The organism is Marinicauda algicola, assembly GCF_017161425.1.
GTDB lineage: Bacteria > Pseudomonadota > Alphaproteobacteria > Caulobacterales > Maricaulaceae > Marinicauda > Marinicauda algicola.
Genome location: NZ_CP071057.1, coordinates 3,182,575 through 3,206,459 on the forward strand (window position 1 = coordinate 3,182,575; position 23,885 = coordinate 3,206,459).

Annotated in this window: 28 protein-coding genes; 7 read left to right on the plus strand and 21 right to left on the minus strand. The window is 68.7% G+C overall.

Annotation, left to right across the window (positions count from 1 at the left end; all coding sequences use genetic code 11):
• Positions 1-10: 10 nt before the first annotated feature.
• On the minus strand, positions 11-1,471 hold the full coding sequence (locus JW792_RS15650; protein ID WP_135994871.1) for an ABC transporter permease: 1,461 nt from the start codon (positions 1,469-1,471) through the stop codon (positions 11-13).
• 4 nt (positions 1,472-1,475) lie between these two features.
• Complete coding sequence (locus JW792_RS15655; protein ID WP_135994870.1) at positions 1,476-2,420, minus strand: ABC transporter ATP-binding protein; 945 nt, start codon at positions 2,418-2,420, stop codon at positions 1,476-1,478.
• Positions 2,421-2,525: 105 nt separating this feature from the next.
• Here JW792_RS15655 and JW792_RS15660 point away from each other — a divergent pair, with 105 nt between their 5' ends.
• Entirely contained in the window at positions 2,526-2,933 is a 408-nt protein-coding gene (locus tag JW792_RS15660) for a DUF1499 domain-containing protein (protein WP_135994869.1), read from the plus strand.
• Here JW792_RS15660 and JW792_RS15665 read toward each other — a convergent pair.
• The gene (locus tag JW792_RS15665) at positions 2,930-3,430 is read right to left on the minus strand and encodes a DinB family protein (RefSeq protein WP_241094993.1); all 501 of its coding nucleotides are present in this window, start codon (positions 3,428-3,430) and stop codon (positions 2,930-2,932) included. The two genes, JW792_RS15660 and JW792_RS15665, sit on opposite strands and share 4 nt — an antisense overlap.
• Before the next feature lie 146 nt (positions 3,431-3,576).
• Here JW792_RS15665 and JW792_RS15670 point away from each other — a divergent pair, with 146 nt between their 5' ends.
• Both JW792_RS15670 and JW792_RS15675 read left to right on the plus strand, forming a co-directional pair.
• Positions 3,577-3,909, plus strand: a complete 333-nt coding sequence (locus JW792_RS15670; protein WP_135994868.1) for a TraR/DksA family transcriptional regulator — start codon at positions 3,577-3,579, stop codon at positions 3,907-3,909.
• Positions 3,910-3,991: 82 nt separating this feature from the next.
• The gene (locus JW792_RS15675; RefSeq protein ID WP_135994867.1) at positions 3,992-4,456 is read left to right on the plus strand and encodes a DUF6265 family protein; all 465 of its coding nucleotides are present in this window, start codon (positions 3,992-3,994) and stop codon (positions 4,454-4,456) included.
• Here JW792_RS15675 and JW792_RS15680 read toward each other — a convergent pair.
• The 8 genes from JW792_RS15680 to JW792_RS15710 form a co-directional block, all read right to left on the minus strand.
• Positions 4,453-5,073 carry a class I SAM-dependent methyltransferase gene (locus JW792_RS15680; protein ID WP_135994866.1) on the minus strand — a complete coding sequence of 207 codons (621 nt, stop codon included), beginning with the start codon at positions 5,071-5,073 and terminating at the stop codon, positions 4,453-4,455. The two genes, JW792_RS15675 and JW792_RS15680, sit on opposite strands and share 4 nt — an antisense overlap.
• Entirely contained in the window at positions 5,073-5,369 is a 297-nt protein-coding gene (locus JW792_RS15685; RefSeq protein WP_135994865.1) for a 7(1) septoil knot domain-containing protein, read from the minus strand. Before JW792_RS15685 ends, JW792_RS15680 begins: the two co-directional genes overlap by 1 nt.
• A 3-nt stretch (positions 5,370-5,372) precedes the next feature.
• On the minus strand, positions 5,373-6,788 hold the full coding sequence (locus tag JW792_RS15690) for an NAD(P)(+) transhydrogenase (Re/Si-specific) subunit beta (RefSeq protein WP_135994864.1): 1,416 nt from the start codon (positions 6,786-6,788) through the stop codon (positions 5,373-5,375).
• Positions 6,785-7,114 carry an NAD(P) transhydrogenase subunit alpha part 2 gene (locus JW792_RS15695; RefSeq protein ID WP_135994863.1) on the minus strand — a complete coding sequence of 110 codons (330 nt, stop codon included), beginning with the start codon at positions 7,112-7,114 and terminating at the stop codon, positions 6,785-6,787. The genes JW792_RS15690 and JW792_RS15695 overlap by 4 nt, the downstream gene beginning before the upstream one ends.
• Positions 7,115-7,118: 4 nt before the next feature.
• Entirely contained in the window at positions 7,119-7,247 is a 129-nt protein-coding gene (locus tag JW792_RS17100) for a hypothetical protein (RefSeq protein WP_277419631.1), read from the minus strand.
• A 3-nt stretch (positions 7,248-7,250) separates the two neighbouring features.
• A complete protein-coding gene (locus JW792_RS15700; protein ID WP_135994862.1) occupies positions 7,251-8,375 on the minus strand; it encodes a Re/Si-specific NAD(P)(+) transhydrogenase subunit alpha in 1,125 nt (374 codons plus the stop codon).
• A gap of 99 nt (positions 8,376-8,474) precedes the next feature.
• Positions 8,475-8,771: an aa3-type cytochrome c oxidase subunit IV gene (locus tag JW792_RS15705; RefSeq protein ID WP_135994861.1), complete on the minus strand. Its 297-nt coding sequence runs from the start codon at positions 8,769-8,771 to the stop codon at positions 8,475-8,477.
• Positions 8,772-8,899: 128 nt separating this feature from the next.
• The gene (locus JW792_RS15710; protein WP_135994860.1) at positions 8,900-9,829 is read right to left on the minus strand and encodes an alpha/beta fold hydrolase; all 930 of its coding nucleotides are present in this window, start codon (positions 9,827-9,829) and stop codon (positions 8,900-8,902) included.
• Positions 9,830-10,094: 265 nt separating this feature from the next.
• Here JW792_RS15710 and JW792_RS15715 point away from each other — a divergent pair, with 265 nt between their 5' ends.
• Positions 10,095-11,555 carry a sigma-54-dependent transcriptional regulator gene (locus JW792_RS15715; RefSeq protein ID WP_135994859.1) on the plus strand — a complete coding sequence of 487 codons (1,461 nt, stop codon included), beginning with the start codon at positions 10,095-10,097 and terminating at the stop codon, positions 11,553-11,555.
• A gap of 4 nt (positions 11,556-11,559) precedes the next feature.
• On the opposite strand, the gene JW792_RS15720 is transcribed toward JW792_RS15715, so the two are convergent.
• Positions 11,560-13,071, minus strand: coding sequence for a winged helix-turn-helix domain-containing protein (locus JW792_RS15720; RefSeq protein ID WP_135994858.1), 1,512 nt, complete (start codon positions 13,069-13,071; stop codon positions 11,560-11,562).
• Between the two features lie 136 nt (positions 13,072-13,207).
• Between JW792_RS15720 and JW792_RS15725 the strand changes: the two genes are divergently transcribed.
• Positions 13,208-14,293, plus strand: coding sequence for a serine hydrolase domain-containing protein (locus JW792_RS15725; protein ID WP_135994857.1), 1,086 nt, complete (start codon positions 13,208-13,210; stop codon positions 14,291-14,293).
• Positions 14,294-14,302: 9 nt separating this feature from the next.
• Here JW792_RS15725 and JW792_RS15730 read toward each other — a convergent pair whose 3' ends face one another.
• The 7 genes from JW792_RS15730 to ykgO all read right to left on the minus strand — a co-directional run bounded on the left by JW792_RS15730 (position 14,303) and on the right by ykgO (position 18,239).
• Positions 14,303-14,830: a hypothetical protein gene (locus JW792_RS15730; protein ID WP_192900955.1), complete on the minus strand. Its 528-nt coding sequence runs from the start codon at positions 14,828-14,830 to the stop codon at positions 14,303-14,305.
• 96 nt (positions 14,831-14,926) lie between these two features.
• Positions 14,927-15,373, minus strand: coding sequence for a nuclear transport factor 2 family protein (locus JW792_RS15735; protein ID WP_135994856.1), 447 nt, complete (start codon positions 15,371-15,373; stop codon positions 14,927-14,929).
• Between the two features lie 82 nt (positions 15,374-15,455).
• Entirely contained in the window at positions 15,456-15,740 is a 285-nt protein-coding gene (locus JW792_RS15740; protein ID WP_135994855.1) for a DUF2312 domain-containing protein, read from the minus strand.
• Between the two features lie 116 nt (positions 15,741-15,856).
• The gene (locus tag JW792_RS15745) at positions 15,857-16,810 is read right to left on the minus strand and encodes an alpha/beta fold hydrolase (RefSeq protein WP_135994854.1); all 954 of its coding nucleotides are present in this window, start codon (positions 16,808-16,810) and stop codon (positions 15,857-15,859) included.
• A 27-nt stretch (positions 16,811-16,837) separates the two neighbouring features.
• Entirely contained in the window at positions 16,838-17,437 is a 600-nt protein-coding gene (locus tag JW792_RS15750) for a tetratricopeptide repeat protein (protein WP_135994853.1), read from the minus strand.
• A 40-nt stretch (positions 17,438-17,477) separates the two neighbouring features.
• On the minus strand, positions 17,478-18,104 hold the full coding sequence (locus tag JW792_RS15755; RefSeq protein ID WP_241094994.1) for an HAD family hydrolase: 627 nt from the start codon (positions 18,102-18,104) through the stop codon (positions 17,478-17,480).
• A gap of 9 nt (positions 18,105-18,113) precedes the next feature.
• Positions 18,114-18,239, minus strand: coding sequence for a type B 50S ribosomal protein L36 (ykgO, locus tag JW792_RS15760; RefSeq protein WP_135945324.1), 126 nt, complete (start codon positions 18,237-18,239; stop codon positions 18,114-18,116).
• 191 nt (positions 18,240-18,430) lie between these two features.
• On the opposite strand from ykgO, the gene JW792_RS15765 reads away from it, so the two are divergent.
• Positions 18,431-19,633 carry a lytic murein transglycosylase gene (locus JW792_RS15765; protein ID WP_135994852.1) on the plus strand — a complete coding sequence of 401 codons (1,203 nt, stop codon included), beginning with the start codon at positions 18,431-18,433 and terminating at the stop codon, positions 19,631-19,633.
• A gap of 1 nt (position 19,634) precedes the next feature.
• Here JW792_RS15765 and JW792_RS15770 read toward each other — a convergent pair whose 3' ends face one another.
• A complete protein-coding gene (locus JW792_RS15770; RefSeq protein WP_135994851.1) occupies positions 19,635-20,930 on the minus strand; it encodes an MFS transporter in 1,296 nt (431 codons plus the stop codon).
• A gap of 53 nt (positions 20,931-20,983) precedes the next feature.
• On the minus strand, positions 20,984-22,786 hold the full coding sequence (locus tag JW792_RS15775) for a HEAT repeat domain-containing protein (protein ID WP_135994850.1): 1,803 nt from the start codon (positions 22,784-22,786) through the stop codon (positions 20,984-20,986).
• A 204-nt stretch (positions 22,787-22,990) separates the two neighbouring features.
• Between JW792_RS15775 and motA the strand changes: the two genes are divergently transcribed.
• Positions 22,991-23,857: a flagellar motor stator protein MotA gene (gene motA, locus JW792_RS15780; RefSeq protein WP_135994849.1), complete on the plus strand. Its 867-nt coding sequence runs from the start codon at positions 22,991-22,993 to the stop codon at positions 23,855-23,857.
• The last annotated feature ends 28 nt before the right edge of the window (positions 23,858-23,885 follow it).

Below are 23,885 nucleotides of genomic sequence, written 5' to 3' on the forward strand. Positions count from 1 at the left end.
GCCGCTGCGCCTACCCCTTCTTGCCCATTCCGAACCAGCCCTTGACCGTGTCGACATCGGCGCTGCCGAGCGCGCCCTGCCGGAAGACGGCGGTCGCGCCCCACAGCACGAAGACCATGGTGGCGAGCATGAGGGCGGTCGTGCCCAGGAGCTCCCAGGCCGGCGGGTCGGTGGGCAGGCGCGCCATCATCACGAAGGGCGTCCAGAGCGGGACCCAGCTCGCGATCTCCACGAATGCGGAATCCATCGCCTGGAAGGAGAAGGAGAGGATCAGCAGCGGGGCCATAAGGACGAGGATGATCGGCGTCATCAGGGTCTGCGCATCCTGAAGCGTCTCGCACAGCGACCCCAGTGCCAGGAAGATCGAGCCGAACATGAGATAGCCGACGACGAAATAGCAGAAGGCCGCGAAGAACAGGCCCGGCTGGGCGATGCCCGCGAGCAGGCCGGCGAGATCGGGATCGAGCGCGACGAGCGCGCCGCTGCCGGCCACCGCGACGCCGGTACCGACGAGGCCCCAGACCGCGAACAGGGTGAAGGAGACCGCGGCGACGCCGGCGAGCTTGCCGACCAGGATCTCGTGGAAGCGCGCGGTGGACAGGAGCAGCTCGATGATCTTGCCGCCCTTCTCCTCGATGAGGCTCGTCAGCAGCATGTTCGCTACCGAGAAGACCGAGGTCCAGAGCAGGAAGGCGAGCAGGATGGCGAGGAAATAGGGAATCCGGTCGGCCGATGTGACTTCGCGCTCCTCGGCGGCCTCCACGCTCGGATCGATATTGCGGATCGGCGGCGCGAGCTGGGCGAGTGCGTCGATCTCCGCCTCGCTCAGCCCCTGTGCGGCGAGCGCCTGGCGGCGCAGATGGCGCTCGAGCACGCGCCGGGCATCTGCCGCAATGGCATCGTCGGTGAGGTTGGTCGAGTACCAGGTCAGCGAGAGCGGACGGTCCTCGCCCTCGCGGATATAGAGGGCGCCGAAGACCGCACGGGGTCCTTCCGGGGTGTTCACCGAGCGCTCGCCCACGAGGAAGGGCCGCAGAACCGAGGGGTCGACGGCGGGGGCTTCGACGCGCACGCGATTGCCGAAGCCGGCGGCGAATTCGGCCGCGCTCTGGTCGATGCCGAGAATGTCCAGGGCCTGCGACAGCCCCTCCATCATGGAGGGAGCCTCGTCGAAGGCGGCCAGCGCGCGGTCCCGCTCCGCCTCGCCACGCACTTGGGCGAGTGTCTCCAGGGCGAGCCTCGCGCGCTCGCGCCGCTCGCGCTCGAGCCCGTCCTGGACGATGGCGTCATAGCCCTGGCCCGTCTCGTCGATGACGACGTAGTAGCGGGTCGGCTGGGAGGACTCCACGAGGAAGGGGATGGAGGCGCCCAGCACCATGAAGAGCGGCACCGAGAGCAGGGAGAGCCAGAAGCCCCAGGTCGCCACGTAGGACAGGTATTCTCGCCGGGCGATGAGATAGATCGCGCGCATCGCCTCAGGCCTCCGCCGGGCGGGCGTCGGCCGGATCGGCGACCAGACGCACGAAGGCGTCGTGCAGATGGGGCCGCAGCGGCTCGAAGCGCGCGAGCGTGATGCCGGCATCGACGCAGGCCTTGAGCAGTTCCTGCGGCGAGGCGCGGCCGGACAGGACGACGCGCCAGATCTCGATGCCTTCCTCGTCCGGGCCGAGCCGGGTCACCGATCCGAACGGGCTCAGGAGACCGGTTAGGTCGCGCGCCTCCTCCACCCCGATATCGACCTGGCGCGGCACCACGGCGAGCGCCTCCTCGACGCGGCCGTCGAACACCTTCTCCCCGCGCGCCATCAGCACGATGCGGTCGCACAGCCTTTCGGCGTGCTGCATGACATGGGTGGAGAACAGGACGGTGCGCCCCGCCTCGGCCTGTTCGCGGATCATGTCCTCGAGCACGGCCTGGTTGACCGGGTCGAGACCGGAAAAGGGTTCGTCGAGTATGATGAAATCGGGCTCGTGCACGATGGCCGAGATGATCTGGACCTTCTGGGCCATGCCCTTGGAGAGCTCCTTGATCTTCTTGCCGGCCGCATCGGCGAGCCCGAAGCGGTCGAGATGGGTGCGGGCGCGCTCTCGCGCCTCGCGGGCGGGCACGCCCTTGAGCCGCGCGAACAGGGTGATGACCTCCAGCGCCGTCATCTTGCGGTAGACGCCGCGCTCCTCGGGCAGGAAGCCGACGCGGTCGAAGGCCTTCTTCTCCAGGCCGCGGCCGAACAGCCGTACCTGGCCGCGATCCGGCCGGATGATTCCGAGCGCGATGCGAAGCGTCGTGGTCTTGCCCGCCCCGTTCGGGCCGAGGAATCCGGTGATCTCCCCGTTGCGCGCCTTGAACGAGACCTCGCGCACGGCCGCCTTGCCGGCGAAGCTCTTGGCCAGCCCCTCCACCTCCAGCGCATACGCGGTCATCGCGTCCCCCTTGCTCGCGATACGGACATGGACCTTCCTAGGCGGTCCTGTGCGTTAGTTCCAGCATGGTCTATGTAAGAACCAGCCGGCAGAGGAGACTGATCGATGGCCGAACGCGAATTCCCGATCGAGTTTTCCACCCTGACCCCCGATCCGCGCCCACGCGCCTGGCTCGTCCTGCCCGAGGGCTTCGAGGCCGAGGCCGAGCCCGACGCGCGCAGCCCGTACTTCGATGCGTCGCCGCAGGCGCTGATCGAGGCCTTCGTCGCCGCCGCGCTCGAGGAGCCGCGAACGCGCGAGCTGCGCCGCGACGGGCTGCAGGTGGAGATCCGGCAGAAGAGCCCCGTCCTGCGCTTTCGCGATTACGTCACCGCGCAGGCCGTGCCCGCGAAGGGCGGCGGCGCGCTCGCGGTCTATTCGCGCGCAGTGGTCGGCTTCTGGGACCTCAACGTCAACCGCAAGCGCGTCGAGCGCTGGATCGCGGCCACGAAGGAGAAGCTCGCCTCGTCCTAGGCGCTCGGCAGGGCGAAATACAGAAGATCGAGCGCCGGCGGTTCGGCGACGCCGAGCTGGCGCAGTATGTGGGTCGCCTGGCCGCGATGATGGGTCTGGTGGTTGAATACGTGGGTGAGGATCACGCCGCGTGGCAGCGCCTTCGCCTCGCCCTTGGTATTGCGATACTCCACCGCCTCGGAGAAGTCCTCGTTCGACAGGCTGCCGACATAGGCGATGAGGCGTCGGTCCTCCGCCTCGCGGGCCTCGCGCAGCGCCTCGAACTTCTCGTAGAGGATCTGGTCGAGGCTTGCGGGCCGTTCGCCCTCGCCGGTCAGCCGGTACAGCCAGATCCGGTCGGCCACCAGGATGTGGTTCAGCGTGCCGTGCAGGCTCTTGAAATATGCCTTGACGTCGCGCTTGCGCTCGAAGTCGGTCAGTGCGGTTGCGGCGTCGTAAAGCCGCGCGTTCGCCCAGGTGTTGTAGTTGGCGAAGCGCCTGAAATGCTCTTTCATCATGAAGGCGGACGACCTCTGAACGCGGTGCCGGGGGCACCGCCATCGGGTCTCACCCTAGCCGTCTTCGTCCGCAGGGCAACCGGCCAGTGTGTCGCGTCGCATGACGCCGCCTTCTGAAACCTTCCCGGCGCTGCTAATCTGCCCATATGAGCGCGATTGATGACGCCACCGCCCGCACCCGGCTCCTCGCCTTGCGCGAGGAGATCGTCGTGCTGTCGCAGGGCGCGAGCGAGGACCGCAAGCCGGTCGGGCTCGACCAGCAATCGGTCGGCCGGCTCTCGCGTCAGGACAGCCTGCAGGTCCAGGCCATGGCCAAGGCCGCCGAGGCGCGCCGCGCGCAGGAGCTGCGCCGCATCGATGCGGCGCTCAGGCGCCTGGAAGAAGGCGAGTACGGCTATTGTGTGGAATGCGGCGAGGCGATCGAGGGCCGGCGCCTCGGGATCGACCCGGCCGCGCCGCGCTGCGCGGGCTGCGCCTGAGCAAATATTCCCGTCGGCATGTCGAATCGGGCTCGCTTCGCGCGTCGTCCTGCCGGAGACTGCTCTTCGGGGAGGATACGCCATGACACCGGTTCTGCTCGCCGCTCTCTTGCTCATCGTCCAGGACCCGGCCGGTCCGGGCGTGCGCCGCGACATCGCCGATCTCGCCTGGCTGGAAGGCTGCTGGGAGGGTACCGGTTTCGGCATGAGTGTGGAGGAGTGCTGGATGAGCGCGCCGGACGGGCGGCTGACCGGCATGTTCCAGATGATCGGCGCGGACGGGGCGCAGACGATGTCGGAAATCTTCGTGCTCGACGAGTTCGAGACCGGCCCGGCGGTTCGCCTCAAGCATTTCAACCCCGACATGACCGGCTGGGAGGCTGGCGACGAATTCCTCAGCTTCGCGCTGATCGAGACAGGCGAGGACTTCGCGCGATTCGAGGGGCTCGAATATCGCCTCGAAGCGGGACGCCTGATCGTCGATCTGGTGGTCGGGACGGGCGCCGGGGAGCGGATCGAGCGTCTCGAGTTCGACCGCGTGCGCTAGGCCGGCACCGCCGCTCCGGCGTAATTGTAGGCCGCGAACTTGGGGGATTTGGGCAGATAACCCTCCTCCATCCGCGCAATGCGGAAGCCGGCCTGTGCGATCAGCGCGTCCGGCTTGCGGGTGAGGTGGCATCCTCCGGCGATCGGCTTCCAGACCGGCTCGATGCGGCGCTGCCATTTCGCGACGCCGGGATCGGGAGCCCGGCCATGCTCTGAGAAGAGCAGTTTCCCGCCGGGCTTCAGCACGCGGCGCATCTGGGCAAGGGCGGCCTCGACATCGGGGATCGTGCAGGCGGTGTAGGTGAGCACCACGGTGTCCACGCTGGCGTCGTCGAGCGGGATCTCTTCTCCGGGCAGGTCCAGCCACTCGATTTCGAGCGGGCTCTTATCCACCGCGTCCCGCGCTTTCCTGCGCATGCCCTTCGACGGCTCGAGCGCGAACAGGCGCTCCACCCGCACCGGGTCGTAGAACTCCAGATTCGTGCCCGACCCGAACCCCACCTCCAGCACCCGGCCCTCGGCGGCCGGCACGACCTGCGAGCGCTTCTTCATGATCTGCGGCTGGGAACAGGTGAGGGCGATGAGGTGAGGCAGGATGTGCTCGTGGTAGAATGACATCAGGGCCATCCCGGAAAGCTCTCTACGAACATGATCTCGAGGTCGGCAAAGTCTTCCACGCGGCGCACGGTGAAGTCCGGGAAGCTCTCGACGAACTGCCACTCGCCGCACGCATCGGGGAAGACCGTCACCGGCTTCACCTTCAGGTCGGGAAAAGCCTCCACGACCTCCACTTCGAGATCGGCGAAGGCCTCCACGATCTTGACCTTGCCGTAAAGGGCAATGCCCTCGAGCGTGCAGTCCTCCCCGATCTCCTGCGCTGCGATCGCGCCGAGGATGAGGAGGGCCGCGTTCACCGTCTACTCCATCGACTTCACGATGCTCTCGGTCATCTTCTTGGCGTCGCCGAGCAGCATGAGCGTGTTGTCGCGGAAGAAGAGCGGGTTCTCGATGCCGGCATAGCCCGAGCCGAGCGAGCGCTTGACGAACATCACCGTCTTGGCCTTCCACACCTGCAGCACGGGCATGCCGTAGATCGGCGAGGACGGGTCGTCCTCGGCGGCCGGGTTGGTGACGTCGTTGGCCCCGATCACGTAGGCGACGTCGGCTGTGGCGAACTCGGAGTTGATGTCTTCGAGCTCGAACACCTCGTCATAGGGCACGTTCGCCTCGGCGAGCAGCACGTTCATGTGACCCGGCATGCGCCCGGCGACCGGGTGGATGGCGTAGGACACGTCGACGCCTTCCGCCTTCAGCAGGTCGCCGAGCTCGCGCAGGGCGTGCTGGGCCTGGGCGACCGCCATGCCGTAGCCGGGCACGATGATGACCTTGCCGGCATTCTTCATGATGAAGGCGGCGTCGTCCGCGCTGCCCTGTTTGACGGTGCGGTCCATGTCCGCCCCGGCGGCCGCTTCCGAGCCGTCCGCACCGAAGCCGCCGAGGATGACCGAGATGAAGGACCGGTTCATCCCCTTGCACATGATGTAGGACAGGATCGCCCCGGAGGAGCCGACGAGTGCGCCGGTGATCAGGAGCGCCGTGTTCTCGAGTGTGAAGCCGAGCGCGGCGGCGGCCCAGCCCGAATAGGAGTTGAGCATCGAGACCACGACGGGCATGTCCGCCCCGCCGATGGGTACGATGAGCAGCACCCCGAGCACCAGCGAGAGCAGGCAGACGATCCAGAACGCGGTCCGGGCGTCCCCGCCCGAGGCGGTGAGGAAGACGATGAACACCGCCACCGCGATGCCGAGCCCGAGATTGAGCCAGTGCTGGCCCTTGAACACCACCGGGGCGGAGCGCATGAGCCCCTGCAGCTTCATGAAGGCGATGACCGAGCCGGAGAAGGTGATGGCCCCGATCGCCGCGCCGATGGAGAGTTCCACCAGAGACAGCGCGGAGAAATGCGCCGGCATGCCCTCCTCGAACCCGGCATGGAAGGCGTGCGGCTCGTAGAGATAGGCGGCTGCGACCATCACCGCGCACAGACCGACCAGGGAGTGGAAGCCGGCCACGAGCTGGGGCATCGCCGTCATCGCGATGCGCCGGGCGATGATCGCGCCGATCGCGCCGCCGATCACCACCGCGCCGGCGATGAGGGCAAGCCCGGTGCGGTCGATCTCCATGACGAGCAGCGTGGTGACGACCGCCACCGCCATGCCGGCCATGCCGAGATAATTGCCGCGCCGCGCCGTTTCCGGACTGGACAGGCCCCTGAGCGCGAGGATGAACAGCACGCCGGCGACGAGATAGAGAAGGGCGGCGAGATTGGCGCTCATCGGGTCTCACCTTTGTTCGCCGGCTTCTCCTTCTTCTTGTACATCGCCAGCATGCGCTGGGTGACGAGGAAGCCGCCGAAGATGTTGATGCTGGCGAGCATGACCGCGAGCGCGCCGGCATACTTGCCGAACTGCGAGCCGGAATCGACGGCCGTCGCGCCGGCGGCGAGAAGCGCGCCGACGATGATCACCGAGGAGATCGCGTTCGTCACGCTCATCAGCGGGGTGTGCAGGGCCGGGGTGACCGACCACACGACGTAATAGCCGACGAACACGGCCAGCACGAAGATCGCGAGGCGAAAGACGATCGGGTCGACGGCTTCCATGGCGCTAGTCCGATTGGCTGCTGGCGGGTGCCGGGACGAAACCGGCCTCGGAACTTTCGTGAACGATGATGCAGGCCGTCAGGGTGATGACGGCGATGCCGGCGAGCACGACTTGGGCGACGCGGCGTTTCATGGGTCAGCTCCCGAAGCTTGGATGGACTACCTGACCGTCGCGGGTCAGGGCCATGCCCTTGATGATCTCGTCGTCCCAGTGCACGTGCGCCTCGCCGTCCTCGCCGCGCAGCAGCGGCAGGAGGTTGACGAGGTTCTTGGCGAGCAGCTGGGAGGCGTCCGCGGCCAGGCGGCCGGGCAGGTTGGTGAAACCGGCGATGCGCACACCGCCTTCCTCCACGATCTCGTCCGGCCGGGTCAGCGCGGTGTTGCCGCCATTGGCCGCGGCGATGTCGATGATGACGGAGCCAGGCTTCATGCCGGAAATCATCTCGCCCGTGATGAGTTTCGGCGCGGGACGCCCGGGAATCAGCGCGGTGGTGATCACGATGTCCTGCTTGGCGAGGTGCTGCGCGACCAGCTCGGCCTGCTTGACGCGGTACTGCTCGCTCATCTCCTTGGCGTAGCCGCCCGCGGTCTCGGCCGCCTTGAACTCCTCGTCCTCCACCGCGACGAACTTCGCCCCGAGCGAGGCGACCTGTTCCTTGGCGGCCGGGCGCACGTCGGTGGCGGTGACGATGGCGCCGAGCCGGCGCGCGGTGGCGATCGCCTGCAGGCCGGCCACGCCCGCGCCCATGACGAAGCAGCGCGCCGCGGCGATCGTGCCGGCGGCGGTCATCATCATCGGGAAGGCACGGCCATAGAGCTGGGCCGCCTCGACGACCGCGCGGTAGCCCGCGAGGTTCGATTGCGAGGACAGGGCGTCGATCGACTGCGCCCTCGTGATGCGCGGAGTGAATTCCAGCGCCAGCGCGTTCACGCCGGCCGCCGCGCAGGCGCGCGCGAACGCGGCGTCGCCGTGCGGCTCGAGCAGGCCGGCGAGCACCGCCCCCGAGGGCAGCCTTGAAAGGGTCTCGTCGTCGGGACGGCGCACGCAGAAGACCGCGTCGGCGCCCTTGAGGACCTGGGCCTTGGTGCCGACCGTGGCGCCGGCAGCCTCGTAGGCACTGTCTGGAAAGTGAGCCCCGGCCCCGGCGCCCTTCTCAACCGCGATCGCGGCGCCGGACTTCACGAGGCCCTTGACCGTGTCCGGCGTGGCGGCCACGCGGTTCTCGCCCTCGCGGCGCTCTTTGAGAACGGCTATTCGCATGCAATCGCCCGTATCTGGTCCGTGGACTCCAGCCGGCACCAGAATGGGCGATTTCAGGGCGCGCGCAAGGGGAAATCTGGTCTGCCCGCAGGCAGATGGCTAGCTGCCGAAGAAGCCGACGATGATGAAGCCGGCGATGACGGTGATCACGCCGAGGATCGCAACCGTGAGCCAGTAGGCCGTGCCCTGCTTGAGCAGCACGCCGATCACGCCGCCGACGATGGCGGTGATGATGAAGCTCGTCAGCCAGCCGAGGCCGGTGCCGAACGTCATCGACAGGAAGAGCACGACGAGGCCGATGACGGCGGCGCTGAAGACGCTGATGCTGATGAAGCTCTCGAAGGTGTGCTTCTGCTCGGAGATGTCCATCTCGCCGCGCGAATAATCGTGAGCCATGGGGCGCTCCTGTCCGTCATGGCGCGGGGAGGATCCCGCGTCCTGCCAAATCTCGGGAACAGGCGATTATCACGGGTCCCGGCCCGCGCCAAGCGCCGGGGATGCGCTTGCTCAGTATCGGCCAGGCGTCAGACTCGATCGCGCGCCCAGCTCGCCAGCAGCGTCTCGACCGCCGCGGCGACGGCCAGCGGCTGGTCGAGGATGAGATGGTGCCGGGCCTGCGGCACGGTGATGAAGGGTGCGCCGGGGAAGGTCTCGCGCATGAAGTCCCAGGTCTCCGCCTGCATCAGGACCGACTGGGCCCCGCGCATGAAGGCGAGCGGGCAGCCGGCCTTCTCGCGCGCCTCTTCGGGGTCGCGCGGCTCGTATTCGAGCTTCGCCCACAGGTCGGGATCGAACAGCCAAGTGTAGCCGTCTCCGGCCCGTTTCAGCGACCCGCGTGCGATATGGTCGACGAGCCACAGATTGTCGCACTCCTGCTCGGGCAGGAGGCGGAAGCGGGCGAGCGCAGCGATCATGTCCGGATAGGTGCGCCCGCCCCGGCGCGGCGGGGATTCCGAACGCTGCTTGGGGCGCGGCCGGATCGGAGAGTCCAGCAGCACCGCCGCGCGCAGTCTATCCCCGTGGTCGATCGCGGCCTTGATGGTCACGAAGCCGCCGAAGGAATGGCCGACCATCATCGGCCGGCCGGCCCCGAACGCGCCGGCATGCTCGCCCGCCGCGATCATGTCGCTCGCGTGGTCGGCCATCGTGTAGATCTCGCGCCAGCCGGACTCCCCCATGCCGGCGAGATCGGGCGCCACCACGCGATGGCCGGCCTCGGCGAGGAAGGGACCGAGCGCGTCCCACCAGCCCTTGTGCGCGGTGCCGCCATGGATCAGCAGCACGCCGGGAAGGCCGCGCTCGCCCCAGGCCTTCCAGGCCAGGCGCGTGCCCTCGCGCTCTGCGAATCCCGTCTCCACCGGGCCCTCCAGGGCATCCTCGAACCAGGCGGGACGTGCGGGCATCTCGCCCTTGAACGGTATGAGGGGCGGAGGCAGGCGATCGGGTCTGGACATGGAGCGGGTTCGCGAACAAGCGGGACGGTAAGGAGGTCAGGCCTAGGCGCTTGCGCCGGGGCGGTCAATCTGGATGCAGGACAGCATACGCTAACCACCTATTTACCCTAACGATTTCTCACCGCTCTCTACACGCCGTTTTTACCCATGGTGTCTCATAACGGTGCGCATGGATGGGGCGCGCTCTCATCCGGTCACGCGGAAGACCGCGGGCCGGGGCGAATGAGGGGAGCGCCGATATAGCGACCGAAAAGGCGTGGGTGAGATGGCCAAGACTGTACTCGTCGTCGATGACGATCCGACGCAACGCCGCCTGCTTCAGGCGGTTCTGGAAAAGCAGGGACATCATCCCGAGATGGCCGAGAGCGGCGAGGCCGCGATCGAGCGCGTCAAGCGCGGCGGCATCGACGTGGTGCTGCTCGATCTCGTCATGCCCGGCATGGACGGGATGGAGACGCTGGAGACGCTGAAGGCGCGCGAGCCCGAGCTTCCCGTCATCGTGCTGACCGCCCACGGCGGCATCGAGACGGTGGTCAAGGCGATGCGCGGCGGGGCGTGCGACTTCTTCGTCAAGCCGGCGAGCCCGGAACGCATCGCGGTGTCGATCCGCAACGCCTTCAAGGTCAGGGATCTCTCCGGCGAGGTCAGCCGGCTGAAGAAGTCCTCTTCCGGCCAGCTCGGCTTCAGGGACATGGTGGCCGACGCGCCGGCCATGCGCCAGGTGGTGCGCCTGGGCGAGCGGGCGGCGAAGTCCAACATCCCGATCCTCATCACCGGCGAGAGCGGGGTCGGCAAGGAGCTCGTCGCGCGCTCGATCATGGCCGCGTCCGACCGCGCCGGCCGGCCCTTCGTGGCCGTGAACTGCGGAGCGATTCCCGAAAACCTCGTGGAATCGATCCTGTTCGGTCACGAGAAAGGCGCCTTCACCGGGGCGGTCGCCAGGCACATGGGCAAGTTCCAGGAGGCCGACGGCGGCACGCTCTTCCTCGACGAGATCGGCGAGCTGCCGCTCGACATGCAGGTCAAGCTGCTGCGCGCCCTGCAGGAAGGCGAGGTCGACCCGGTCGGCGGCAAGCGCCCGGTCAAGGTCGATGTGCGCATCATCTCGGCGACCAATCGCGATCTCGCCGAGCAGGTCAAGACCGGCGCCTTCCGCGAGGACCTGTTCTATCGCCTCAACGTCTTCCCGATCGAGGTCCCGAGCCTTCGCGAGCGCCGCGAGGACATCCCGGCCCTGGTGCGCCACTTCATCGCCCGCTTCAACGCCCAGGAGGGCAAGTCCGTCCTCGACGCGAGCTCGGAGACGATGGACATGCTCGCCCAGTACGACTGGAAGGGCAATGTGCGCCAGCTCGAGAACGCGGTATTCCGCGCCGTGGTGCTCAGCGATGGCGATTATCTGACGCCGGAGGACTTCCCGCAGATCTCCGGCATGGCGCCGGTCTTCAAGGACAGTGCCCGCGACAAGGCCCCGAACCCGGTGCCCGTCCCGGAGGCGCCGGCCGAGGAGGGCGAGGAGCCCGATCTCGCGGTCTCGATCTTCGATGCCGGCGGCCATGTGCGCCCGCTGGAATCCATCGAGCGCGATCTCATCGCCTTCGCCATCGAGACCTATTCGGGCCGCATGGCCGAGGTCGCGCGCCGGCTCGGCGTGGGGCGCTCGACGCTCTACCGGAAAGTGCGCGAATACGATCTCGACGTCGACAATTTCCGCGAGGCGGGCTGAGACGTCACGCCCGCTCCAGGGCAGCGTCGAGACGCGACAACAGCGCTTCATCGCGCTCCACGAGGCCGGCCTGCGCGCCGGCCTCGCGGCGTATGCGCGACAGGACCGGCTCAAGCGCGCCGGTCTCCTGCAGGGATGCCAGGAAAGGCGAACCGGTCAGGCTGGCCGCATCGCGCCATCCCAGATCGACCGCGGTGTGCAGGCGTGACAGGGCGAGGTCCGCGGCGCCTCCTGCGGCGGCGACCTCGGCCAGGCGGACGTGATACTCGGGCCAGGTCGTGCCCGGCACGGCGAGTTCGACGATGACGGCTTCGACGGGCCGGACTTCCTCGCCGAGCCGATAGGCGAGCGCGAGGGCGTCGAGCATGCCGTCCTCGCCGGCGCGTTCGAATCCCTCCCGCGCGCCCGCCTCGTCTCCCCGGAGCAGGCGAAGCCGGCCTTCGATCCGGGCCAGCTCTCCGGTGGCGCGTTCGCGGGGCTGGGCACGATCGAGCAGGCGCTCGGCCTCTGCCCGGTCGCCGCGGCGCAGGGCGATCGTGGCAAGCCCGGCCAGCACGACGGGGTGGTCGGGATTGATCAGCAGGGCACGCTCGGCGAAGCGGTCCGAGCGGCCGGTGTCGCCGGCCAGATCGAGCGCGTCGGCGATCTGCAGGTCGCGGTAGAGCGAGACGGTGGTGGCGCCGAGGGTCTCGGCCTCCAGCGCGAGGGCTTCGTGCAGGCGCCCGCGGATCTTCAGAAGATAGGCCGCGCTCGAGGCGGCGGCGTAATCGTCCGGCGCATCGGCGCGGGCCTGCCGGTACGCCGCGATGGCCTCCCCGATACGCCCCTGGGCGTCGAGCGCATAGCCGAGCGCGTGCCAGGCCGCGCCGTCGTGTGCGTGACGCTCGATGACCGCGCGTGCCAGCGCCTCGGCCTCGGCGACTTCATCGGGGCCGCCGCCGAATTTCGTCACCCGCGTGGACAGGGCAAAGCTCAGCGCAGTCTGCACGCGCGCATCGGAGGGCGCCCGGATCAGCGCGTCGCGCAGCAGCGCGATCGCCCGGTCGGTCTCCTCGCGCTGGTGCAGGCCGAGCTGGGCGCGGGCATGTGCGAGAAGGGTGTCCACCTCGCTCGGCGCAACCGGCCCTGAGGCCGGCTCCGGGGCGGGCCGGACCAGGAGTGCCCCCGCCGAGGCGCCCCCCAGCAGGACGAGGCCCGCAAGGCTCGCCGCAAGCGCGGGCGATGCCCGCCGGGCGGGCCTGGGCGTGGCCATCAGGGCATAGCCCCGTCCACGCACGGTGCGGATGAAGGCCGGATCGCGCGGATCGTCACCCAGCGCCTTCCTCAGCAATGCGATGCGCTGGGCGATCGTGTCCTCGCTGACGTGTTCGAGGTGCCAGGCGGCGCGCGCGAGCTCTGCAGCGCTCACCGGTTCCGGCGCCCGGTCGATCAGCACCCCGAGCACGCGGGCGCTGAGATCGGGCAGGGCGATGCGCTCGCCGGCGCGTTCGAGCCGGGCATGGGCGCGATCGAACACGATTCCGTTCAGCGCGATGCGGCCGGAGCGGGTCAGGCGCGCCTCCCTTCAGATTTCTTCAGGCTTCTTAAGGTGACGCCGGAGCCGGGAGAGAGGCAAGGGGAATGCGCGATCGACAACAACGCGAGTGCGCGCCATGAGCCTGACGACGAATTCCGCCCGGTGCTGCCTGCTTGCCCTGCTTGGGGCGTGCACCATCTCGAGCCCGGGCCGGGCCGGTATCGAATGGACGCCGCAAGACGCGGCCGAGCTCGAGGCGCGCATCGCGGCGGGCGAGTTCGGCACGGTGACGAGCGTGCTGATCCTCGATGACGGAGCGATCGTCTATGAGGGCTATTTCAACGGCGCCGATGCGGCGACGCTGCACGATACCCGGTCGGTGACCAAGACGATCACCGGCATGGTGGCCGGCATCGCCATCGGTGAGGGCCTGCTCCGTCTCGATGCCCCGCTCGCGCCGCTCTTCGCCGACCTCGCCCCCTTTGCCGAGCCCGATCCGCGCAAGGACGCCGTCACCGCGCTCGATCTGCTCACCATGAGCAGCGTGATGGAGTGCAATGACTGGAACGAGTTCTCGCGCGGCAACGAGGAGCGGATGTATCTGGTCGAGGACTGGACCGGCTTCTTCTGGGATTTGCCGATCCGGGGCTTTCCCGCCTGGACCGAGCCGCCCGGAGAGAGCCCGCACGGGCGGGCCTTTTCCTATTGCACGGCGGGCGTCCAGCTGCTGGGCGAGGCGATCGGCCGGGCTGCCGGGACGGACTTCACCGCCTATGCCGAGGACCGCCTGTTCGCCCCGCTCGGGGTGAGCGATTTCGAGTGGGCGCGCAACGCACAGGGCCAGGCCCATATGGGCGGCGGACTCAGGCTCACGACACGCGCCCTCGCGCGCTTCGGCGAGCTGCAGCGCCTCGGCGGCGAGTGGCAGGGCGAGATGATCTTCCCGCGGAGCTGGGCCGACGCCTCGGTGAGCGAGCAGGCGGTCATACCCGGCACGGTTTTCGGCTATGGCTATCTGTGGTGGCTCGCCGCGCCCGAGGGCAGGGACGGCCCCGTCGAGGTCGCGGCGATGAACGGCAATGGCGGCAACCGGGTGTGGGTAGTGCCGGAATTTGGCCTCACCGTCGTCCTGACCAAGACCGACTACAACACGCGCGGCATGCACGAGCAGGCCGCGGCCCTGTTCGAGGCCTTCATCCTGCCCAACCTGCGCGAGGACTGAGGCGGGGCTTCAGCCCTTGCCGCCGTCGATGACCCGGAACACCGGTTGCTGCCGCGCCCGGCCGTCCTCGCTGGAGGACGCGGCGAGGTCGGCCGCCCGTACCAGCTTCGGCGGTTCGGGGCGTGCCGGCTGCGGCGAGGTCTCGGGCAGGTCCTCGTTGATGTCGCGCGCCGCCGCGCGCTGCGGTGCCCCCTTGCGCTTGAAGCCGGAGCCCTTCGGCCTGAAGCTCGATCCGCTCTTCGGCCCGCCCTTGCCCTTCGCCTTCTTCTCGATCTCCTTCAGCTTCGCTTCCTGAAGCCGGGACAGGGGCTCGGCGAGATCGCCCTTCTGCGGATCGGCAAAGGCGGAGCCATAGGTGTGGAGACGTTGCTCGACGGAGGTGACGAACTCCTCCTCCCAGTCGGACAGGTCTCGCTGCGCCGCTTCCGCCGCCTCGGGGTCGACCGATCGCGCGATGGCGCGGGCGGCCGCGTCGCGCGCGCGGCGGATGCGGGCAAGCGCCTTCCTCTTCTTGCGGTCGTCGATCTCGCGGGTCATGATGTTCCCATCATGTTCCGGCGGGTGCGCCTTGTAAAGCCCGCTGCCGGGCCACTATCCGGCTGCTGGCTGCGGCCATATCGACGCCGGGGGATGCTATCTCGCCACGAACGCCTTGCTGACGATCGTCCACTCGCCGTCGAGCTCGTAAAGCAGGAAGAAATCGTCGAACTCGCGCGTCGGCGTGGTGAAGCGGAAATGGGCGAATGCCATGGCGTCGTCGATCACGGTGATCTCCACGATCTCGCCCGTGCGCTCGACCGGGATCGGGCTGGAGAAGCGCGCGGCGAACTCGCCCAGATTGACGACCTCGAGACTGGCGTTGCCGGCCTCGTCCACGCGGCGCACGTACATCGCGCCGTTCTCGGCCGCGAAGGCGCTGCGCACGCGTGCGGCGTCGCCCTCGTTGCCGCCGATGAAATAGTCCATCACCGTCTCGGTGATCGCCGCCTCGGCGGGTGAAGGCCCGCCCTCCTGCGCCGGCGCGGCAGGAGTACACAGGGCAAGGCCGGCCAGGCCGGCGGCGAGAGCGTAGACGCGCATGCAAATCCCCTTTTGTTGTCTGGCGACAGGGTCAATCTAGCGCGAGACCGGGCCGGAGGGAACGAGCCCCGCGGTCAGCCGCTCAGATCTCGCCGAGGGCGCCGAGATAAAGCTCGAGCAGGGCCTCCTGCTCCGCGCGCTCGTTGCGGTCCTGCTTGCGGATGGAGACGACCTTCCTGAGGACCTTGGTGTCGTAGCCGTTGGCCTTGGCCTCGGCATAGACCTCCTTGATGTCGTCGGCGATGCCCTTCTTTTCCTCCTCCAGGCGCTCGATGCGCGCGATGATGGATTTCAGCTGATCGCGCGCGACCGCGCCGATCGCGTCGGACTGGTCAACGGGCTCGTTCGACTGGGTGTCGGCGACCATGGGGTACTCCTTGTCGGCACGTGGGGGGCCAGGTTCAATCGCCTCCAGCATAAGCGGTCCCGGGCGGGGGAGAATATCCGGGCCTCAGCCATTTCCTGTGGAGGGCTGTGGAAAGATCAGCGCCGCGCCCGCGTGAGCACCTGGGAAACCGCCTGCGCCACGCGTTCGGGGTGATGGTGATGAAGATTGTGGCCGGCCCCCTCGATCAGCTCGAGCTCGGCATCGGGCAGGGTCTCGGACACCGGCACCGCGTGCCGTGCGGTGGAGACGACGGTGTCGGCCGGTCCGGCGAGGATCACCGCCGGCGCCTCGATCTCGCCGTAGCGGTCCTCCTGCGCGGCGAGGAAGTCGTTGACGTGCGCCATGTCGTGCGCGTTCGCCTTCCAGTTCGAGGCGCGCAGGATCAGCGGCAGGTGGGTGTCCTCGACATAGTTGTCCGGCACCGGCTCGGGGGCGAAGGCCTCTTCCACCCCGTCGTCCAGCCGGGCGCGTCCGATCGTGGGCACGACGATGCGCGTCACCAGCGTGCCGAGCACCGGCCAGTGCGTCGCGGTGTTGTAGAAGGCCGCCTCGCCGACCCAGGCGCGCACGGCCGGGGCGATCAGGACGAGGCCCGTCACGGCGTCGGGATGGTCCATGGCCAGGCGCAGGGAGATCGCCGCGCCCCAGGAATGGCCCACCACCACGGCCTGCCCGACGCCGAGCTCGGAAAGGAAGCGCCGGATGAGGAAGGCCTCCCTCTGCGGGTTCCACCAGACGCCGGGCCGCTCGCTCCATCCCAGGCCCGGCCGGTCGAGCCAGATCACGCGATAGTCCTGCAAATGTCCGGACAGGGCGGTGTAGGGCTCCTGGAGATTGGACGAGGCGCCGTGCAGAACAAGCACGCTCGCGCCGTCCTGCGGGCCCGTCATCTTGTAGTGAAGCTCCACCCCGTCGACCGTCACGAAGCGGCCTTCGGGCGGGTACTGCCCGGCGATCCCGCGTGCGCGCGCCTCGCCGAGGCCGAGCCCGGCGAACAGGGCGGCCAGCACCAGGATTTCGGGCAGGGCGAGAAGCAGCGTACGGCTCATGGGGCAGGGCTCCGGGCGCGGGATGCGTTAGAGGGCGCGCCCTGAAAGCTGGCGCTCGATGCGCGCTTTTCCAGCCCGGGCCTCGGGCATCAGCGGATAGAGGGCGAGCGCGGCGTCATAGGCCGCCCCGGCCGCCTGCCAGGCTTCGGCCTCCTCCAGCGCGCGGCCGAGGATGGCGTAGGCGTCGAAACGGCGCGGCTCGAGCGCGATGGCGCGCTCGACCGCTTCCAGCGCGAAGGGCCAGTCGTTCTGCGCCGCCGCGATCTCGGCGCTGGCGAGCCAGGCCTCGGAGAAGTCCGGCTCGAGCCGGCGCAGATGGGTGTACTGGCGCGCCGCGGTCGCCAGGTCGCCGGCCTCGCGCGCCTCGGCCCCGCGCGAGAGCAGGAGATCGGCCGTCGCCCCGCCCTGCTGGCGCCACATGGAGCGGATCTCGCCCGCGATGACTGCGGCCGCCTCCTCGGTCTCGGCGGCCTGCAGCTCGGCGAGGCGCCGGTCGAGGCGCTCGGCCGGGCGCTCGCGCACCCGCGGCTCCTCGATGAGATCGATGTCCGGCCCGACCGCCTGCGGTTCGGGAAGCGACGGAACGTCCTGCGCAGACAGCGCGAGAGAGGCGAGAAGCCAGATCATGGGCGGGAAGGTAAGGCCTTGCGGCAAACGCGCAAGAGGCTCACCCGCCTCCCGGCGGGGCGAGCTTCACGCCGAGCCGCGCCAGATCGCGGCGCAGTTTCGCCTCGCCCTCGAACACCAGGCCGGGAAAGCCGGCGCGCTCGCCGGCGGCGATGTTCTCGGCGCGGTCGTCGATGAACAGGGTCTCTTCCGGCGCGGTGGCGATGCGCGCCTTCGTGATCTCGAAGATGGCCGGATCGGGCTTGATCACGCCTTCCTCGCCGGTGATCACCGCCGCGTCGAGGCGGTCGAGGAAGGGGTACATGGCCCTGAGCGGGGGCCATTTCTCCGCCGGCAGGTTGGAGAGCGCGTACTGTTTCAGGCCGAGCGCCCGGGTCTCCTCGAAGAGACGGTCCATGCGCTCGACCGGCCCGTCGAACATCTCGTCCCAGCGCTCCTGCCAGGCGAGGATGAGATCGGCCTTGCCGGGATGGGCCTCGATCAGGGCCTGCCGGTTCTGCGCCATCGGTACGCCGGCATCGTGGCGGGCGTGCCAGGCAAGCGTGCAGACGCCGCCGAGGAAGTCTTCCACGGCGGCGTCGCTGGGCAGGAGTTTTCTGTAGAGCCGGCGCGGGTCCCAGTCGACCAGGGTATTGCCCAGGTCCCAGAGGATCGCGCGGATCGGCACCGCGGCTCGTTAGCCGGCGCGGGCCTTGAAGCGCGGGTCGCGCTTGTTGATCACGTAGACGCGGCCACGGCGGCGCACCACCTGGCAGTCGCGGTGGCGGTTCTTCAGCGAGCGAAGCGAGCTGCGGACTTTCATCTGTTTACACCGTCGTGTTCGCAGGCCGGCGCCGGAGTGCTGGCGGGCCTCATGAATTTCGAGCCGCGGGAAGTACACGCGGGCCCGGGTGAAGTCAACCGTGCCCATGCGCTCTTAACCCGTGCCATGGAAGTGCCTTACAGTCGTTCTATCTGCGCTCTCCCGATCCGCCGACCCCATGAAAGGCCGCCATGCTCCGCATTGCCGTCACCGCCGCGCTGACCCTTCTCCTCGCCGCCGCCGCCCGCGCCCAGGACGTGCCGTTCGAGACCTGGCGCGCCGGGTTCGAGGTGCGCCTGGCCGAGCGCGGCGCCCCGCCGGAAGTGATCGCCTCGATGATGGAGGGGCTGGAGCCGGACATGCGCATCATCGAGCGCGACCGCACCCAGCCCGAACACGTGCGCCCGATCTGGGAGTATATCGAGGGCGCCGCCTCTCCGGCGCGCGTGGAGGCCGGGCGGGCGGCGCAGGCCGAGCACGGTGCGGTGCTCGCCGCGGTGGAGGAGCGCTTCGGTGTCGATGCCGACATTCTCACCGCCGTCTGGGGGCTGGAAAGCGCGTTCGGCGAGATCCAGGGCGATGAGGACGTGGTGCGCGCGCTCGCCACGCTCGCCTGGGAAGGCCGCAGGCGGAACTTCGCCGAGGCCCAGCTCTTCGCCGTCGCGGAGATGATCGAGCGCGGCCTTGCCCGGCGCGACGAGCTGAAAGGGTCCTGGGCCGGGGCCATGGGCCAGACCCAGTTCATCCCGACGACCTATCTGGAAACCGCGGTCGATTTCGACGGCGAGGGCCATCCCGACATCTGGCAGAGCGAGGCCGACGCGCTCGGCTCGGCGGCCAATCTGCTCCGGCGCGAGGGCTGGCGCACCGGAGAGCCGGTCGTGGTCGAGGTGGCCCTGCCCGAGGGCTTCGATTTTGCCGCCTGGAACGAGCGGGAGCGAAAGCCGGTGGCCGAATGGGGCCTTGCCGGCCTCACCCGCGCCGATGGCGGGGAGTGGAGCGCGGATGCGCTCTATCTCGACACGCGGCTCGTGATTCCCGCCGGGGCGGAGGGGCCGGCCTTCCTGGCCTTTGCCAATTTCGATGCCCTGATGGGCTACAACGCGGCGACCGCCTATGCGCTCGGCGTGTCCTATCTCGCCAAGGCGCTCGATGGCGGGCCGTCGATCCGCCAGTCCTGGCCGGTGGACAATCCGCCCATCAGCCACAGCGAGACGCGGGCCCTGCAGGAGGCGCTCACCGCGCTCGGCTACGACACGCGCGGCGTGGACGGCATGGCCGGGCCCAATACGCGCGCCGCGATCCGCGCCTTCCAGGAGGATCATGGCATGGCCCCGGACGGCTATGCCGGACGCCAGGTCTACCAGGCGGTGATGGCGCGCGCGGCGGGGTAGCTCACACCGGGCTCGGCCGGTCGGGGTCGTCGGCCTCGATCGGGGCCATGGCGGCGCGCACGCGCGGATGGAACAGGGCGATCGCGCCGGCGAGGAGCCCGAGCGCGATATTGATCTGGAAGGGCGTCGCCGGTCCGAAGACCTGGTAGAGCCAGAGCCCGGTGATCGGCGCGATGAGGAAGCCCACCCCGGCCGTTGCGGTGGTCAGGCCCGCCGCCCGGCCCTGCTCGGCCGGGCCGACGGCAAGGCTCGCCCCGCCGGTGAAGCCCGAGCGCGACAGGCCGAAGCCGAAACTCGTCATGACGAAGCCGAACACGATCGCGCCGTAGGAGGCGGAGAAGACCAGCTCCAGATTGCCGAGCGCGCACAGCACGCTGCCCGCGACCATCAGCGTTCTCGGACTCACGCGGAAATAGGGGATGACCACCAGCTGGGCGATGATGATCGCGGTGGCCCCCGCGGTCAGCGCGACGCCGGCGAGCTGCAGCCCGTTCTGCGGATCCTCGCCGAGCCGGTCCATGACGTAGAACGCCAGCGCCTGGAGACTGCCCGCCTGGGCGAGCCAGGCGGCGCAGCCGAACGCCATGAAGGCGGTCAGGCGCGGATCGCCCGCGAACCTGAACTGGACGAGCGGGTTGATCGCGCGGCGCTGCTCCTTCGGCGGGGTGCGCTCCGGCAGGGTCAGGCGCACCGCGACCGCCGCGCCGGCGACCACGCCGGCCACGGCCAGCATGAAGGGCACGATGCCGATCCGGTCGGCGAAGGCGGCGGCGAGCGCGGGACCGATCGCCCCGCCGATGCCGAACGCGCTGGTGAGCCCCGCGAGCGCCGCGGTGCGCTCCATCGGCCTCGTGCGGTCGGCGACATAGGCCTGGGCGGACGGGTTCGTCGCCGAGCCGAACGCCCCGAACAGGGTGCGCGCGAGCGCCATGGCGATGATCGCCGCGACCGGGGGCAGCAACCCGACCTGGCCGGCATGGGCCCCGGCGGCGAAGACCAGGGTGGAGACCGAGAAGGCGGAAAGCCCGAACACGATCATCGGCCTTCGCCCGTGCCGGTCGGACAGCGCGCCCCAGACCGGGCTCATGGTCAGGAACATCAGCGCGGACAGGGTATAGATCGCCCCCACCCACACCTCGGCCACGCCGAGCCCGCGCGCCAGCGGGGGCAGGATGGCGAACAGCATGGAATTGCCGATGCCGGTGGCCACCAGGCACACGAACAGCAGGCGGAAGGCGCGCCGGCGCACCTGCGGACTGGAGGGATTGGACGGATCGTAGGGACCGGGCGGAGACATATTGGTCGCAGACTTAAGCCGCGCCGCGCGGTGCGTCCACGCCGCGGCGCGCGCTAGGGAGCCGTCGCGCAGCCGGCGAAGCCGAGCGGGCCGTCGAGATCGAACACCAGCGCCCAGCCCCGCGCGAATGCGGCGTAGAGCCCATCGGCGATCTCGGTCATGCCGGAGGGTGCGGCGGGGAGGGCGAAGAGTTCACCATGGTCATATCCTCGCGTCTCTGCCGCGGACACGAATGAAATAGCTCCATGATTGCCGCCGAGGTGAGCGAGGCCGGAGGCAATGAGGAACCCGTCTTCGGCTTTCTCTATCTCCACGACATTAATGGCCTCGGCGAGTACCGCCGGAGGCCGGCCCAAGGACTGCGCCACGAGTGAACCATACCACTCGCCGTAATCGGTGCCGGTTAGCACGAGATAGTCGTCTTCGAGGAACTGGAACGAGCGACTCTCGCCGGGGGCCAGCGATCGCTGCGCGTCAAACGCAACGCCCTGCCACTGCCAGCGCGTGCTTGGACAGACGGGCAATTCCGGGTCGACCCCGTCGCGAGCATTCCAGGAATCGAAGCCGCCGGAGAATGGTCCCCCCGCCAAGGCCTCCACAGGGCAATGGCGCCACTTACGTTGAACGCAGCGGTCATAGCCCGGTGCGAGCCGATCGAGGTCGGCGCCGTCGAACGTGCCTTTCCGGATGAAATAGGCGGAGAGTTCGGCCTGGCGCCGGATCGCGGGCAGCCAGTGGCCCTCGGCGATCTGATCGACGGCCTCCAGCGCCGACGTGAGGCGAAGCCTCTCCAGCCCGCGCAGCGCATGATAGCGCTCGCGCCAGTCGTTAGAGTGAAGCATGTCCAGAAGCGCCGGCACGGCAAATTCGTCTGCAATCTCCACGAGGTAGTCAAAGAAGACGCTGTCGTACTCGACAGCCGCCACGAGCGCGCGCGTCGGTTCGGCCGTGTCGTAGCCGGCCTCGAAGGCTGGCTGCGCCAGGGCGAAGCAGTTCCGCGGCGCCTGCTCCGGTGCAGCCGCGCAGGCCTCAATCCGCTTGGGCACGGCGGCCAGCTGGCCCGCGAAAGCGAGTGCCGTGTAGTAATCAACGCGCGCCGCCTCGGGGATGGAGGGTTCGAGGGACCACAGGCGCAGGGCCGATTCCTCGCCGAGGCCGTCGACGGCTGCGAGCATGACCAGCGCGGCGCGGCGCTCGTTGACCGGGCGGCTGCGATCGCCAGCACGATCGAGAAGATCCGCGATTGCCCCGTTTTCCAGCCCGCGAAGCTGTAGATAGGGGGCAATTATCGAGTCGGGGTTCTCCGAGAGCCGGTCCAGCGCATGGGGATAGGCGCGCGTGCCGAGAACCTGAACGGCCTCGAGAAAGTCACTGTCCGGCAAGCTTTCGCCATCAAGGTGCGAGGTTCCGATCCCCGGGGTTTGATAAAAGGTCCTGGATCGATCCTCCCTGGCCTCATTGAGCAGGAAATCGGCCGCCTCTTCAGTTCCCAGCCGCGCGATCTCCACCGTGAACGCGCCCTCGCGCAGTTCGGCCGTGCGATCGAGAAGCGCGATCAGCGTTTCCAGATCGCCGGTCGTCCAGTGCCAGGCCTCGCCGGGCGCCGGGGCTTCGACTTCCTTGTCGGTGTCGAGGAGCCGCAGCGCCAGCGTGCTTTCTGCTTCGCCCCCCTCCATTGCGACCGCGACCAGGGTGTCCCGAGCCGAGGCTCCGAGCGCGAGGAGGACGGGCCGAATGTCGCCTGCGTCGACCGTCTCGTCGGCGAGCGCGAGCGCCAAGCAGCTCTCGACACTTCCGCAATCGGGCGGCCCGGCCTGTGCCAGTGCAGCTCCCGCCAGCAGCATCGTCAGCAGCATGCGTGCATCCCTTCCCCTGTCAGGGGAGCAGACTATGTCGCCCGCGCGATGTGGTAAACGCCCGCCTAATCCCGCGCTCACCGGGTTTTAAGCATCGTCCTGTAGGGTCTGTCCCGAAATCGGACGAAAGCCGCACATCAGAGCCGGTCCACCGGCCAGCGGGTTTCAGGAAAGGTCCGATGTGGTGAACGGGATGGTGGGACAATGTTTCAGATACTCGGCGTGCTCGTCGTGTTCGGGATGGTGTTTGGCGGCTTCATGCTGGCCGGCGGCCATTTCGACATCATCGTCAAGGCGCTTCCCTTCGAGCTGATGATGATCGGGGGCGCCGCGGTCGGCGCCTTCCTGATCGGCAATTCCGGCAAGACGATCTCCAAGACGCTGAAGGACTTCTCCAAGCTGATCAGCGGGCCGAAATGGAAGGCCAGCGACTATCGCGACCTGCTCGCGCTGCTGTTCCAGCTGACCAAGACGATGAAGACCAAGGGCGTCATCGCGCTGGAAAGCCATATCGAGAAGCCCCACGAGAGCACGATCTTCTCCAAGTATCCGAAGATCCTGAAGGATCATTTCGCGGTCGATTTCATCTGCGACACGCTGCGCATGATGACGATGAACCTGGAGGATCCCCACCAGGTCGAGGACGCGATGGAGAAGCAGCTGGAAAAGCACCACCACGAGGAGATGGGGCCGGCCAACGCGCTGCAGAACATGGCCGACGCGCTGCCCGCGCTCGGGATCGTGGCCGCCGTGCTCGGCATCATCAAGACGATGGGCGCGATCGACTCCCCGCCCGTCGTGCTGGGCGCGAAGATCGGCTCGGCGCTGGTGGGCACCTTTCTCGGCGTGTTCCTCGCCTATGGCCTGGTCGGCCCGATGTCGGTGCGCCTGAAGAATGTCTACGAGGAAGAGGCGATCTTCTACCGCATCATCCAGAACGTGCTCGTCGCCCACCTGCACGGCAATGCGGCGCAGATCTCCGTCGAGATCGGGCGCGGCCACGTGCCGAGCGAGTTCCAGCCGAGCTTCATCGAGCTGGAAGAGGCGCTCAGCGCGGCGCCGGCCGAATAGGACGCGCGAAAGCGCGACACGGATACTG

Excerpts from the sequence above, each read along its gene's own strand:
- JW792_RS15650 (WP_135994871.1), bottom strand. The coding sequence starts at position 1,471 with ATGCGCGCGATCTATCTCATCGCCCGGCGAGAATACCTGTCCTACGTG.
- JW792_RS15655 (WP_135994870.1), bottom strand. The coding sequence starts at position 2,420 with ATGACCGCGTATGCGCTGGAGGTGGAGGGGCTGGCCAAGAGCTTCGCC.
- JW792_RS15660 (WP_135994869.1), top strand. The coding sequence starts at position 2,526 with ATGGCCGAACGCGAATTCCCGATCGAGTTTTCCACCCTGACCCCCGAT.
- JW792_RS15665 (WP_241094993.1), bottom strand. The coding sequence starts at position 3,430 with ATGATGAAAGAGCATTTCAGGCGCTTCGCCAACTACAACACCTGGGCG.
- JW792_RS15670 (WP_135994868.1), top strand. The coding sequence starts at position 3,577 with ATGAGCGCGATTGATGACGCCACCGCCCGCACCCGGCTCCTCGCCTTG.
- JW792_RS15675 (WP_135994867.1), top strand. The coding sequence starts at position 3,992 with ATGACACCGGTTCTGCTCGCCGCTCTCTTGCTCATCGTCCAGGACCCG.
- JW792_RS15680 (WP_135994866.1), bottom strand. The coding sequence starts at position 5,073 with ATGTCATTCTACCACGAGCACATCCTGCCTCACCTCATCGCCCTCACC.
- JW792_RS15690 (WP_135994864.1), bottom strand. The coding sequence starts at position 6,788 with ATGAGCGCCAATCTCGCCGCCCTTCTCTATCTCGTCGCCGGCGTGCTG.
- JW792_RS15695 (WP_135994863.1), bottom strand. The coding sequence starts at position 7,114 with ATGGAAGCCGTCGACCCGATCGTCTTTCGCCTCGCGATCTTCGTGCTG.
- JW792_RS17100 (WP_277419631.1), bottom strand. The coding sequence starts at position 7,247 with ATGAAACGCCGCGTCGCCCAAGTCGTGCTCGCCGGCATCGCCGTCATC.
- JW792_RS15700 (WP_135994862.1), bottom strand. The coding sequence starts at position 8,375 with ATGCGAATAGCCGTTCTCAAAGAGCGCCGCGAGGGCGAGAACCGCGTG.
- JW792_RS15705 (WP_135994861.1), bottom strand. The coding sequence starts at position 8,771 with ATGGCTCACGATTATTCGCGCGGCGAGATGGACATCTCCGAGCAGAAG.
- JW792_RS15710 (WP_135994860.1), bottom strand. The coding sequence starts at position 9,829 with ATGTCCAGACCCGATCGCCTGCCTCCGCCCCTCATACCGTTCAAGGGC.
- JW792_RS15715 (WP_135994859.1), top strand. The coding sequence starts at position 10,095 with ATGGCCAAGACTGTACTCGTCGTCGATGACGATCCGACGCAACGCCGC.
- JW792_RS15725 (WP_135994857.1), top strand. The coding sequence starts at position 13,208 with ATGAGCCTGACGACGAATTCCGCCCGGTGCTGCCTGCTTGCCCTGCTT.
- JW792_RS15730 (WP_192900955.1), bottom strand. The coding sequence starts at position 14,830 with ATGACCCGCGAGATCGACGACCGCAAGAAGAGGAAGGCGCTTGCCCGC.
- JW792_RS15735 (WP_135994856.1), bottom strand. The coding sequence starts at position 15,373 with ATGCGCGTCTACGCTCTCGCCGCCGGCCTGGCCGGCCTTGCCCTGTGT.
- JW792_RS15740 (WP_135994855.1), bottom strand. The coding sequence starts at position 15,740 with ATGGTCGCCGACACCCAGTCGAACGAGCCCGTTGACCAGTCCGACGCG.
- JW792_RS15745 (WP_135994854.1), bottom strand. The coding sequence starts at position 16,810 with ATGAGCCGTACGCTGCTTCTCGCCCTGCCCGAAATCCTGGTGCTGGCC.
- JW792_RS15750 (WP_135994853.1), bottom strand. The coding sequence starts at position 17,437 with ATGATCTGGCTTCTCGCCTCTCTCGCGCTGTCTGCGCAGGACGTTCCG.
- ykgO (WP_135945324.1), bottom strand. The coding sequence starts at position 18,239 with ATGAAAGTCCGCAGCTCGCTTCGCTCGCTGAAGAACCGCCACCGCGAC.
- JW792_RS15765 (WP_135994852.1), top strand. The coding sequence starts at position 18,431 with ATGCTCCGCATTGCCGTCACCGCCGCGCTGACCCTTCTCCTCGCCGCC.
- JW792_RS15770 (WP_135994851.1), bottom strand. The coding sequence starts at position 20,930 with ATGTCTCCGCCCGGTCCCTACGATCCGTCCAATCCCTCCAGTCCGCAG.
- JW792_RS15775 (WP_135994850.1), bottom strand. The coding sequence starts at position 22,786 with ATGCTGCTGACGATGCTGCTGGCGGGAGCTGCACTGGCACAGGCCGGG.
- motA (WP_135994849.1), top strand. The coding sequence starts at position 22,991 with ATGTTTCAGATACTCGGCGTGCTCGTCGTGTTCGGGATGGTGTTTGGC.